The organism is Pedobacter agri (assembly GCF_032678665.1).
Taxonomy (GTDB): Bacteria; Bacteroidota; Bacteroidia; order Sphingobacteriales; family Sphingobacteriaceae; genus Pedobacter; species Pedobacter agri_A.
This window is the reverse complement of the sequence record NZ_JAVTSH010000001.1, coordinates 464260-477350: the sequence shown is the minus strand read 5'-3', so window position 1 is coordinate 477350 and position 13091 is coordinate 464260. Positions and strand designations below refer to the sequence as shown.

The window sequence follows — 13091 nt, the reverse complement described above, 5'->3', positions numbered from 1 at the left end:
CAAATTCATTTGGAGGTTTTTTTATGCTTTAGTCATCCTTTACTTCTCCGATATTACCAGAGGGCTCAAGGCAGACCGTTAATATTATTTTGTAGCGTACATTACTTCTTTAACCGCTTTAACTACTTTTTCAGCATTTGGTAAGCTGGCAGCAATTAAAGTTGGTGAATATGGAAGCGGAACATCAGCACAAGTGATACGTAAAACCGGCGCATCTAAATAATCGAAAGCTCTTTTTTGAACCATGAAAGCAATTTCACCAGAAAGTGATGCCAGTGGCCAGGCTTCTTCTACAACCACTAAACGGTTCGTTTTCTTAACAGATTCGATAATGGTATCGTAATCAATAGGACGAACAGTACGTAAGTCGATCACCTCAACATTGATTCCTTCTTTAGTTAATTCTTCAACAGCTGGATTTACCACACGGGTTAACATTTTACCGAAAGTTACAATGGTTACATCAGTACCTTGTTTGGTTACGTTTGCTTTACCAAATTCGATGTAATACTCTTCAGCAGGAACATCACCTTTATCACCATACATTACTTCAGATTCCATGAAAATAACCGGATCTGGATCAATGATAGCTTGTTTTAATAAACCTTTAGCATCGTAAGGGGTTGATGGAACCACCACTTTTAAACCTGGAGTGTTTGCAAACCAGTTTTCGAAGTTTTGAGAGTGCTGTGCACCTAATTGACCAGCGTTACCTGTTGGGCCGCGGAAAACCATAGGGCATGAAAACTGACCACCACTCATTGATAAAATTTTAGCGGCACCGTTAATAATTTGATCGATGGCTACTAATGAGAAGTTAAACGTCATGAACTCCACAATTGGAATAAGGCCTGCAGTTGCAGCACCAGTTGCAATACCAGCGAAACCTAGTTCGGCAATCGGGGTATCGATAATACGTTTCGCACCAAATTCATCAAGCATGCCCTGACTTACTTTGTACGCTCCATTATATTCTGCTACTTCTTCACCTAATAAAAAAACGCGGTCATCTTTACGCATTTCTTCGCTCATGGCTTCGCGTAGTGCTTCTCTAAATTGGATTTCTCTCATTGTAAATTTTAATAACGGTGGCAAATATAATTATTAAAAGCATTGAAACCAAAGGCAATAATGCGTGTATTTTGTAATAATTATGGTTGATTGAGGGCAGGTTTTTAGTGCATGACCAACAATAACTTCCGACTTTATTTAATATTCGAAAATTATATTGCGGATATCATGTAATCACCTCGTAATTGTATTAAAGTTTATAGTTTTTCCGAAATATCTTCGCCAAAATGGATAATATTTCCATTGTTATCCAATATTGAAAACTGCCTCATTTCCCAGGGCATATCTTTTATTGCGCCTTCGGGATGGATGACCTGATGAACTTTGTATTCTGCATAAAGCTGATCAACTTCGGTGACATTAATGTAGCAGCCTGTATTTTTAGGATAGTCTGGATTATCGGTCGACCAGAAATGTAAATTGATGCCGTCTCTACTAAAAATTAAATAACCATCCCATTCAGAATGAAAAGTGAAACCTAATTTTTCGGTATAAAATTTAATGGTTTCCTCGGTATTAAGTGATGCTAGAATTGGTACTGCGGCTTTGAACATATTTTTTAATGATTAGGATTAATCAACCCATAAATTTCGCTATCCAGAAATTGCCCCCTGAAATAATAATCTTGTTTAAAGTGTGCCTCTTTAATAAAACCATGTTTGATAAGCATCTGCCTTGATGCATTATTTTCTATGTTAATATTCGCTTTGATGGTGTGTAAATTCATGTCTTCAAACCCAAAATTTATTGTCCGTTTGACTGCTTCGGAAATGATTCCTTTTCGCCAGTAATCGGGATGGAGCATGTAACCAATTTCTGCCCGATGATTTGCATAATCTGTTCGCCAGTAACCGATGGAGCCAATCATTTCATTTGGATTTTCTTTTAGGGCAATTACCCAGGCTAAATTATCGCCATTTTCAAAGCCTTCGTTAAAAGTGGTGATAAAGGTTTTAATTTCCATTAAATCTCTCGGTCTTTCGCGGTCAATATATTTCATCACCGTTTCGTTGGTGCGCATGGCAAACAGCGTTTCGGCATCAGCAAGCACATGCTCACGAAGGATTAATCTTTCGGTTTCTAAAATTGGAAATTTGGTAAAGTTGAGGATAAGCATTTTTTATTCATTTCTTATTTCAAATTTATACTTATCTGCGAATTCTTCTAGTTCCATTACAAATGATTTTTTTTCGTGATGTGCCTCTTGATTTTTGATATAGTTTGTCACGGTTTCTAATTGAGATTCACCTACGGAAACCGCAAAATAATCATCTTGCCAAATAAATGGTTCATCGGTTAATCTGTTTTTATTAATCCAATGTGCAGATTCGCCTTTAATGAGTTGTGCAATTTTAGCAATGTTTTGTTCTTTTCCTAATGATATTAAACAATGCAAGTGTTCTGTATAACCATTTATAGCTTTTAGAAAAATAGATTTTTCTCGACAATTTTGGATAATGTGATTTTGAAGTTTATAACGGATGTTCTTTGTTAAATAGGGATGTCGGTTTTTTGTTGAGAACACCAGGTGCACCCAAATTTTCACATACGACATAATTAATATTTTGGCTAAAGCCAATATAAGAATAATTTTTGTCCGTTGGTTGAAACCAACGGCAAAGAAATGGATTGTGCCTACAGCGATGTGCTCAATTCAATTAGCTAATTTTGATTGAAGAGGAATCATCATGCAAAGGGCGTATTGATATTCCTTCATTGCCGTTGGTTTCAACCAACGGATGCAAGTAAGAAAACTAGGCTTCAGCCGAGTCTATTTCCTTTAGCTTTTTTCAAATAGGTTTATAAATTCGCTTAAAGATTGCTTCCCCGAAATATCGGGGCAGGCTATACCTCGCAATAATGATAAGCTAATAATTCGCTTTAGGCTTGCCTTTGGTTGAAACCAACGGCAAAGAAATGGATTGTGCCTATAGCGATGTGCTCAATTCAATTAGCTAATTTTGATTGAAGAGGAATCATCATGCAAAGGGCGTATTGATATTCCTTCATTGCCGTTGGTTTCAACCAACGGATGCAAGTAAGAAAACTAGGCTTCAGCCGAATCTATTTGTACTCACTTCATTCTTAATATTCTTTGCGATTTTCTGCTCGCAATTGCTGTTAGAGAATGTTTTTTACCACTTTTAGGCTATTAGCTTTGTGCGCTCGGTGTATTTCTTTGTGTGCTCTGTGGTTAACCTTTCGTAAAGCTTAGCGTTCTTTGCGTATTTCCTTACCTTCCTTTGCGGTTAAATAACCCTACTTCCCAAACAGCGTTTTATAAATAGAATATTTGTAGTTATCAGGAATCTCGCTGGCTTTAAAATAAGGCGCACCAAATAATTCAGCTAGCTTTTCTCTTAATCGAGCTAAAAACAAAGGTTTAATTTCTTCTAAAAAGTCGCCACGTAAAACCTGACGGTTAGATTTAAACCAAACACCTCCATATATCGGGTCGTTCATGGTTTTTACAATATACAAATTTGGTTCAACACAGGTTTTATTAGCCGATTGCTCATAAGCATAAGTATAAAGCAAGGTTTGAATCAGCGCTTTATTAATATGTTTTCCATCCGAGTTGAAAAGTTCATCAACATCCTTAAAAGCCAGTTTATCACTTCCGGTTTTATAATCTACAATTTTTGTAACGCCGTCTTTTACATCCACTCGATCAATATATCCGAAAATTTTAACACTTTCTTCCCTCCCATTCAAAGGGAAACTGATTTCAGCTTCTACTTTATGTTCTAAACTTATAATTGTAAATGGCGTTTGCGTAATGTCTTGATTTAGAATGATATTTACATAAGCATCAACAATGGCAAGAATCACTTTCTGCATACCTTTATATTCCATCACCAGATCAGGATGATTAAACATTACCGCATTGAAAGCTTTTTGAATTAATTGAGGTACTAATTTCTTCCTTTCTTTAATTCTCTCTGCAGTAATTTCTGCGCTTTGTAAATCCTGATAGAAGTATTCCATCACCTTGTGTAAAATCGAACCAATTTCGTTCGCTTCTACAACGGCACTAATTTCTTTAGGTTCTTTAATACCGGCGATGTAGTTAAAGAAAAAATCAATAGGGTTGGAGATGTACTGTGTTAAAGCCGAAGGCGAAAGGATTTTCTTCTTGTCGAGATATTTTTGCAGGGTTTCCTGAATAAATGCATTACCCGTTTTCTCAATATGCACTTCTTTAAATTCCTCTGTTTTTACTTCGAGATTTAATTCATTATAAGTGAAATTGAAACCACTTTCATACTCCAGTTGCTTTAAAATTCTGCTGGCTTCGCCTGATGTTGATTCATCCGTTAGGCTATTGTAAACAAAGTTGATGTTTTTTGCCCTTTGCATCAGCCGGTAAACCATGTAAGATGAAATGGCATCTAAGTTTTCCAAAACCGGCAAGCCATAAACCCGGCGGATAGAATCGGGAATGAAACTGTTCCCGATGGATGATTTCGGGATAATACCTTCATTGAAGCCCAAAATAACCACTTTATCAAAGTTTAAATTCCGGGTTTCGAGTAAACCCATTACCTGAATGCCATTTAGCGGGTCGCCCGATAATGGTACCGCGATGGCTTGTAGCGACTTCTGAACCAAATAAATAACAAATGGAATTTCTTCTTTGCTGATGTGATTGCTGAAGGTATCATGTAATCGATTCAACTCCTGAATGGTTTTTACGAATAGTTCTGCATCGATTTTTTTAAGCGTTTTTGCATTCGATAACCGGGTTAAAACGAAGTCCAAAACCTCCAATAAATTGGTCACCACAAACTGTGGGTTTTCAATTTTCTTATAGAAAACCTCAAATAAACCGCTTTGTCTGAGCAAACGTTTATGTTCAATTTCAACCTGATTTTCGGCTAACAAAGCAGTCAGAATCTTATCACGCATTTTTTGCGTTAAGCCTGTTAATGGATGGGTTAAAAATGCCTCAACGTTTTTGTAAGTCACGCTGTCGCCTTGCAGAATTTCCAGCTGACTGGTCAACCACAAATCTACCAAACCAAAAATACTGGAGGTTGACAAGGCAAAACCCATAGTAACATTTAGGTCGATTGCTGAACCCTTATAACTTGTAGGAATGGTTTGTAAAGTAGGAATGAGCAGACTTTCATCAGCCAAAACTACTACTGTTTTGCCAACAGCTTCTGCATTGGTATAATCTTCTTCCAAGATATTATTGAGGATTTTCGCCTGAGCCGATTGGCCCTGAACTTTGAAGACATTTACATCATGTTGCTGCGTTTTCATCGAACTTGCTTGTGCTGCAAATTCATTTTTCAAGCCGAGCAGATTTAAGTTTTTTCTCAAGAACAAACCTGCCTCCTGTGAAACATCATCTAAATAATAGCTGTCTGCATCAAAATAAAACAATGCTTTTTCAGATTCCTGTAACTGTGTGAAAATTTTGGCTTCGGCACTGCTCAAGGCATTGAAACCAACGAAGATGATTTTGCCTTTATCAAAATTTGAAATAAATTCCTGGTGACTGGTAATGTCATCGGCCAAATGGCGATAAACTGAACCATTGGTTAAATAACCTTGTTCTTTCAGTGTAGCATGAAATTTATGGTAAAGTTTAGGCATCCTTCGCCACATTTTGATAAAAAGCTCCTGTTGCTTTTTGTGCTTTCCTTCTGAGTAGGATGTCCAGAATTGAGAGAGAAACTGGTATTGCTCCGGACTTAAATAATCGAAATCCTGGTTGATGACAGAAATATCTTCAAGATCGCGGTATAGTTTTTCCGCATCAACTAAATCTGCATCAATCTGGTTAAAATCGCTTAAAATAATTTTTGCTAGCGGAAAAAACTTATGACTGGAAATGGTTTCCAGTTTTTCTTCGGCCAATAGCTGATTATATATTCGATGTAAGGTGAAAAACTGCAAATAAAAATCGGCAATTTTATAACTGGTTGAGCAGGCAAAAAACTCCTGTATGGTAAAAAATGAAGGGCTAAAAAACGGCTTTCCAATAATATCGGCAAAGTGTTTTTGCAAATACGCGGCTGGTCTTTTATTATTAAAAACAATTGCACAGTTTTCCAGCTGGTTTCCAAATCTGGTCACTAAATCTTCTGCAACTTCTTGTAAAAATGGTTTCATTCAATAAAATTTTATTTGCGCTTAATCGGTTCTCAACCTATAATTTTTACCTCCAAAATTTGAAAGGTTATAGTTTAAGCCTAAAGATACTACACGTTTTACCTGGTTATTTCTACTTTCTATAATTGAGTTTCCAACAACGCTTTGCGATATATTATTTCCTTCATTGAGTAAATCGCTAACATTTAAACTACAATTTAGCGACTTGCTTTTAAGAAACGATTTGCCAATCCCCAAATTAATTAGCAAAGGATTTACGTTAGTTAAATTATAGCCTTTATTAATTCGCTTATTGGCACTAAAGTCAAGATTGTAACTTTTTAAAAAAGTTAAGTTACCTGATGAACCAAAGTTAAGCGATTGTGTTCGTGTATTTAAATTTGGTGATGCATTACTGCTATTATTGTTGTTTTTGGCATTATTATAACTGCTGTTGAAGTTTAACCGAAAAGTTTTCAACCTTAGAGAAGCTGATATACGACCATTGAAACTTTTCGTGGTAAAAAATGATTGACCAGTATTAAAAAATAAATTGGTTGGCGTTTGGATACCTGGGAATTGTCCGAAACCATTGTCGTTATTTGTAGTGAAATTATAACCTATGCCAACATTGGTATTAAATTTTTTAGTATTAAAAGAGGCAGATATATTTTGTGAAAAATTAATCCCGGTATTGAAACTTTTTTCGTTATCTACAATTGCAGTTTTTCTCGAATTTCCTCCAGATCCGCTAATGGAAAGCGAATATTTCCTTTCTGAAAATGGAATATTTAAATTATAATTTAGGCTTGTATTATAATTTCCATTTACGTTTTCAAACCGAGTTTCTTGTTTAAAGGCACCGAGCGTATCTGGAATAATGATAATATTATTTACAATTTCATTGCTGGTGCTGCTAAATGCAAAACCCGTTTGTATGGAAATATTGCTCTTTTTTCCAAAATAATTGTAGCTGGCTGAAATAGAATGGCTGAATGAAGATTTTAGATTTGGATTACCAACCACAATATTTTGCAAATTTTGTGTGTTTTTAACCGGTTGTAGTTGAAAAATTGATGGATTGTTATTTTGTCCGCTGTAATTTATGCCTAATGATTTTGATGAATTTATGGTTCTACTGTAGTTTAAGGACGGCGATAAATTAATGTAATTATTCTGAAAAGTGCTATTTAGTTCTGGATAGAAATTCTTGATTTGGTTAGGTTGAATGTTTACTCCGGCGTTTAGTCTGTCTTTTTTACTCGATTGATAATAACCCAAATTTAAGGTTTGGTTAACTGATGTATTTTGAGTGAAAACACTTAACGAATCTACTTTTGCACTTACGAGTGTAAGCGGATTGAGCACAAAGGTTTGCAAATCGCTTTCCGTTATATTTACAGATCCACGATAAGCAAGGGTTAAGCTTTTCATGCTTATGGTATCTCGTTTCAAGAAAAAACTATAATTTAAACCCAGGTTTAATTGTTTATTATTTCCATCTGTATTTACTGTTCTGTTTAAAAGTGAGTCTTTTTCTAAAACACCGCTTGCACTATAGTATAATGTATTTGTTAATATATTTCTGTCAGAACTATTGGTAGCGTTGTAAAATGAAAAATTTCCTGATAAGCTATTTTTCTTAAGCTTTTTAGAGAAATCAAGATGAGCCCTGACAGATGGAGACCTGTTGCTATTATCAGAATTGTTTTTGAAATCTTGTCTGCTAAAACCAGTTTGTGAATTAAAAGAGTTCGATTGCGATTTGGAATGGTTATAATTAACATTTAACCCGCCTGTTAAATATATTTTCTTACTTGTTTGGTTGATATATAAATTGATGGATTGTCCGCCATTGGCCGAACTACTTGCATTTTCAAGTCGACTGTTTAATTTACCCAGTGTATTTACGGTCTCTACAAGCTGGATGCTTTCAGAATCATTATTGCTTCCATTATAGTTATAATTCACTTGTAAATTGGTGTTTTTGCCAACTTTGTTGTTGTATGATAAGCCAGCACTTCTATTTTCTGATGTACCGGCCCCGTTGTTTGCAATGCCATAATCCAAACTTCCGCTAGATTGCTTTGTGCCGTTCCATAAACTCACATTTCCACTGCCGCCAATTTGTTTGTTTGTTCCAGCCCTTGTAGATAAACCACCAAATTTCCCCTTATCCATACCCGGCTTGGTTACGATGTTGAGCATTTTATTCGACTCACCTGCTTTTATTCCAGTAAAATTTGCCTGGTCTCCATAATCGTCAATCACTTGTATTTTAGCAACAATTTCTGCCGGAAGTTTATTGATAAAGTCTTTAACATCGCTGGTAAAAAAATCACGACCATTAACCCTCAGTTTAGTCATGCTTTTACCCATTGCAGTAACATTTTCATTTTCATCTATCTCTACTCCCGGAAGCTGCCTGAGTAAATCCGTAACCCGATCTTCTTCCTGAACATGAAATGCAGCGGCATCATATTCCACCGTATCCTGTTTATATTTGATCGCTATCGGTTTGCCCCGAATTACAACATCTGGTAAGTTTATTTCGCCGGTTTTTAATGTAATTGTGCCCAGGTCAATCTCTTGCATATCAGGCTTTATCGTGTAATTAGCCACGTATGTTCTAAAGCCCATGCTGCCAATTCTAACTGTAATTTGTTTGCCGCTAACCTTTGCAAAAGAAAAATATCCCTTTGCATCAGAAGTAGTTAAAATCGAATCTTTATCGCTAATTAATTTAATGGTAATGTTTTCCAATGCTTTTTGAGTAGAATCTACCACATGACCATTCACCTTACACGCATTTTGTGCGTAAAGACTTTTGCCAAAGAGCAGGAAAAATATAGAGAGCGTTAGGTATAAGATTTTCACGGAGCGTTTAATATTGGGTATGATTTAGGTTTATGATGGAATAAATTTCCATTTTCCATAAGCAGTGACCACTTAATGTCCCGAAGCTAAAAAACAATTTGCAACTCTTTGTTAACTGCATAAAATAAATAAGCATGAATATTTTCATAACCCATTTCTGTTAACAAATCTTTGTATTTCAATACTTGAGCAGCGTGTTTTTCACTTTTTTCCAGGGTGAATTTATAATCCAGAATAATGACTTCATTGGCATTAATCAACACCCTGTCTGGACGATGAAGTTTGCCATTAGCATCAATAATATTCTTCTCTACAATACTTTCTGTTGCTTTATTCAAAATTTCTTTTAGTCCCTCATGATTTAAAACTTCCAGCGCCGAATCAATGAGTTTTTGCTTTTCTTCATCCTTAATCACTCCCTGTAAAACGAGGTTGTTGGTGTAGTCTTCTACTCCTTTTTCGGTAGTTGCACTGGCCAGAATATCATGAAGCAAAGAACCTTTTCTTCCAGATTTCTCGATGTTAACCAAATGTTTTAAATGCTTCTCTTCGGATGGAATATAAAGTTCAGATAATCGGGAGGTTGTTGGATAACTTTTTAAATCAATGAAATTTAAGCCCACAGGTTTGGTCTCAATAGATACATAATCTACAATTTCATAAACACCATTTTCATCAAACTCGTTTTCAAAAGTGAGATTAATCACATCACCCATATTAGATAAACTCATCTCTTTATTTCCCTTTGGTTCTGCTTTGCCCATGGTAGCGATGTAAAGAAAATCTTTAGAACGCGTTGTGGCTACATAAAGCATATTTAATGCATCCATGTTGTTGTAAAGCAATTCTTCATAATACGCTTTCGCGATGGATGAATCGGCTAAATCCTTATTGTATTTTAATGGAATGCCGCGAAGTTCTTTGTAAACGGTATCTTCTGATGAAACCCAGAAAGTTGAGTTTGTTTTGCCTTTCACTTCCCAATTGCAGAAAGGAACAAAAACAGCCCTAAAAGCCAAACCTTTTGATTTATGGATGGTGATAATCTGTATCGCATCTGCACCTTCCGGAGACGGAAGCGACTTTTTAACGCCATCTTCATCCCACCAGGTTAGAAATGAAATAATGCCTTTTTCGCCCAGTTTCCCAGCATTTGCTGTTAAATCTCTAAAAGCCAATAAGTAGGGAAGGTGTTGGGTAAAATTTTTTAAATCGTAAGCCTCGAGCAAAATTTCTACTAATTCTGGTAGTGGTAGTTGTAACCACGATTGCCAGTTTTCGCAAAGCGATTTTGGTAAAACATTCGTTAACGTGCTTAATGAAACGTTGTTTAAGTTTAGGTAATGGTTTGCGTTGGCCTCCTTTTCCTGTAGCGAATGGTAGAGCGCAATGCAATTGGCCTTGTATAATGCGGTTTGCGAATCCAAACCAATCAATGCTTTTAATGTATTGATGATGAGCTGAACCGCCGAGTTATTCGAAATTAACAACGCATCTCCAGACAATACAGGCAGTTTTTGCTCCATCAGTTTCTGAACTGTGAGCATGGCTTCACTATTCGAACGCACCAAAATGGCGATGTCTTTCAAGGCATAGTTCTGCTCGTTTTTTAAATGAAAAATTTCCTCAATTACATCGTTTAAAGCAATGTCGCGATAAACGGTTTCCGAAAAACGAGCTTCATCTGGCGCATGGTCTTTACCGAATTTTTTAATTTTTATCGTTCCGCCTTTACCGGTATTGGTGGCGAAATTTTGTTTAGAGCCTGCGTAAATATCAGTGATGATCGAATGGTAGTGATTAGCCTTCCACCAGTCTGAAATACTTTCAGGCTTAGTTTCTAAATTCTGATTTAACTCATTTTGCAGGGTAATGGGAATAGAGCGATAGAGGAAATTATTAAAAGAGATGATGTTCTCCGTGCTGCGATAATTTTCTTCCAGGCTATCTTCAATTACATTGTGCGCACCAACATCGGTTCTGGCATGTTTGTGTAAGATGTTCCAGTCGCCATTTCGCCAGCGATAAATGGATTGTTTGGTATCGCCAACAATTAAATGGTCGGTCAAATCTAAACTTGGGGTTGCAATGGCATTGGTTAAAAGCGATTTAAAACTTCCCCACTGACTGGTCGACGTATCCTGAAATTCATCGAATAGGAAGTTGCGGTATCGGTTACCAACTTTCTCCCAAATGAAGGAAGGATTATCGCCTGCATCTTCAGTAATTCCAGAGATTAATTTTTGCGCATCGCTGATTAAAAGATTATCATTCTCTGCCCGATATTCTTTTAACAAAACCGCAATTTCCTGCATTAACCGCAAATAATAAAGGTTTTTGTTAAAAGCGATGGCAAGCTGATAATTGGGTAAATGCGATTGATAATGCGTTTTAATCTTCCGTAGAATCGGATTAATCGTATCATAGGCTTCAGCTACGCCAGCATTTTTCTGAAACCATTCTTCAGGTTCATCAATGATATTGAAAATCGAATCTATTTTCGAAAAATCGCCGCGGGCAATAACAATTAATTTAGTAAGCGGACTTCTGGATTTTCCTTTCAGATGGTCGGTTTCTACACCTAAAACTTCAAGTGCCTCATGCGCATCTTTAGCCAGCTGGATAATTTCACTTTCGAAATTTTTGATTTCATCCTTGGTAACGCTGATGTATTTTTTGAAAAGTTCATCAATGTTTTCGAGCCCTAACTCTTCCACAGCCGATTCGAAAATCTGAAAACGTTCAGAGAAAATTTCTCCAATCAGATTGTACAATTCAATTTTATAATTCCAGCTTTTATTATCACTGATGCGTTCAATCGCTAAATCGATAATCCACTGTAAAAGCTGTTTATTATCGTTTAAGGCTTCATCGAGTTTATTTACCAAATCATCTTTCACCTTATCATAATTCATTTCTAAATTATAATCGGCGTTTAAACCTAATTCAAATGCAAAACCACGAATTACTTTTTGCACAAAACCGTCAATGGTACTCACCGAAAAGCGACTATAGTCGTGGAGGATTTTTCGATAAATTTTATCTGCTTTTTGTTTTAAGCTTTCAGCTTCGAGTGCCGGGTAAGCCTTTAAAATCAGTTTACGGTAATCTTCAATTTTACTCGAAGGATTTCCCTGAGCTAAACCAACCAAAACCTCTAAAATTCTGGATTTCATTTCTTCAGTAGCCTTGTTGGTAAAGGTTACGGCTAAAATTTCTCGGTATTTATTTTCACCAGAAAAAAGCAAGGTTAGGTAATGGGCAGTTAAACTGAACGTTTTACCGGAACCGGCAGAAGCTTGAAGGATTTTAAGGGGTTGAGGCATATTTTATCTTTTTAAGGTAACCACCCCGTCCTGCGGACACCCCTCCAGGGGAGGGGAATGCTGGGTGCCTAAACTTGCAGATGTGTTATTAGGTCTGTGCATTTTTTTTAGCTGGTTTTTCTGGTATTTGTAATTCCCCTTCTTTGGAGGGGTGACTATAAGGCGGGGTGGTTATTTTCTATCTTAAATCACCAATTATGTATATTCATCAATAATATAATTTTCCAACCCTATAAGTGCAAAATCCATATTTTTCATCACATCATCAACAGAAATTCTATAAATCTTTAGGCCAAGAGATATAAAATATGCTTCTCTGGCTTGATCATAAAATTCTTTATCATCATGGCTCGAGCCATCAATTTCGATAATTAAGCCTAACTTTTTAATGTAAAAATCTACAATGTAATTTCCAATAATTCTTTGTCTATCGAAATCTATTTTATGAAATCTCCTTTTTGTGATTTGCATCCAGAATAGAACTTCGGTTAAGTTTTCGGCGTAGCGTAATGATTTGGCTCTATCTTTTAATTTTATATTACAAGGCAGGTTTAATTTTGGTTGATGATGGACAATTACATCGTTAATTACGTAATAGTTTTTAGATTCCTGATTACTAACCAACCCGTCCTGCGGACACCCCTCCAAAGGAGGGGAATGCTGAGGCCCTAGATTGGCGGGGTTGTTAATAAACTGACTCATTTGCTATGGGTT

At 36.2% G+C, this 13091-nt stretch carries 8 protein-coding genes; all 8 read right to left on the bottom strand.

The window, feature by feature from the left end; genetic code table 11:
- Nucleotides 1-84: 84 nt before the first annotated feature.
- The 8 genes from R2Q70_RS02135 to R2Q70_RS02100 all read right to left on the bottom strand — a co-directional run bounded on the left by R2Q70_RS02135 (nt 85) and on the right by R2Q70_RS02100 (nt 13079).
- Nucleotides 85-1071, bottom strand: coding sequence for a pyruvate dehydrogenase complex E1 component subunit beta (locus tag R2Q70_RS02135; RefSeq protein ID WP_316806029.1), 987 nt, complete (start codon nt 1069-1071; stop codon nt 85-87).
- Between the two features lie 197 nt (nt 1072-1268).
- Nucleotides 1269-1625, bottom strand: a complete 357-nt coding sequence (locus R2Q70_RS02130; protein WP_316806028.1) for a VOC family protein — start codon at nt 1623-1625, stop codon at nt 1269-1271.
- Between the two features lie 5 nt (nt 1626-1630).
- Nucleotides 1631-2188, bottom strand: coding sequence for a GNAT family N-acetyltransferase (locus tag R2Q70_RS02125; protein WP_316806027.1), 558 nt, complete (start codon nt 2186-2188; stop codon nt 1631-1633).
- Nucleotides 2189-2191: 3 nt separating this feature from the next.
- Entirely contained in the window at nt 2192-2650 is a 459-nt protein-coding gene (gene tnpA / locus R2Q70_RS02120; RefSeq protein ID WP_316806026.1) for an IS200/IS605 family transposase, read from the bottom strand.
- A 680-nt stretch (nt 2651-3330) separates the two neighbouring features.
- Complete coding sequence (locus tag R2Q70_RS02115; RefSeq protein WP_316806025.1) at nt 3331-6195, bottom strand: PD-(D/E)XK nuclease family protein; 2865 nt, start codon at nt 6193-6195, stop codon at nt 3331-3333.
- Between the two features lie 21 nt (nt 6196-6216).
- Nucleotides 6217-9051: an outer membrane beta-barrel protein gene (locus R2Q70_RS02110; protein WP_316806024.1), complete on the bottom strand. Its 2835-nt coding sequence runs from the start codon at nt 9049-9051 to the stop codon at nt 6217-6219.
- 86 nt (nt 9052-9137) lie between these two features.
- The gene (locus R2Q70_RS02105; protein WP_316806023.1) at nt 9138-12377 is read right to left on the bottom strand and encodes a UvrD-helicase domain-containing protein; all 3240 of its coding nucleotides are present in this window, start codon (nt 12375-12377) and stop codon (nt 9138-9140) included.
- 195 nt (nt 12378-12572) lie between these two features.
- The gene (locus R2Q70_RS02100) at nt 12573-13079 is read right to left on the bottom strand and encodes an endonuclease domain-containing protein (protein ID WP_316806022.1); all 507 of its coding nucleotides are present in this window, start codon (nt 13077-13079) and stop codon (nt 12573-12575) included.
- Between the last annotated feature and the right edge of the window lie 12 nt (nt 13080-13091).

What these genes read in the sequence shown, in the direction of transcription:
- R2Q70_RS02105 (WP_316806023.1), bottom strand. Translation starts at nt 12,377, where the DNA reads ATGCCTCAACCCCTTAAAATCCTTCAAGCTTCTGCCGGTTCCGGTAAA.
- R2Q70_RS02115 (WP_316806025.1), bottom strand. Translation starts at nt 6,195, where the DNA reads ATGAAACCATTTTTACAAGAAGTTGCAGAAGATTTAGTGACCAGATTT.
- R2Q70_RS02100 (WP_316806022.1), bottom strand. Translation starts at nt 13,079, where the DNA reads ATGAGTCAGTTTATTAACAACCCCGCCAATCTAGGGCCTCAGCATTCC.
- R2Q70_RS02125 (WP_316806027.1), bottom strand. Translation starts at nt 2,188, where the DNA reads ATGCTTATCCTCAACTTTACCAAATTTCCAATTTTAGAAACCGAAAGA.
- R2Q70_RS02135 (WP_316806029.1), bottom strand. Translation starts at nt 1,071, where the DNA reads ATGAGAGAAATCCAATTTAGAGAAGCACTACGCGAAGCCATGAGCGAA.
- R2Q70_RS02130 (WP_316806028.1), bottom strand. Translation starts at nt 1,625, where the DNA reads ATGTTCAAAGCCGCAGTACCAATTCTAGCATCACTTAATACCGAGGAA.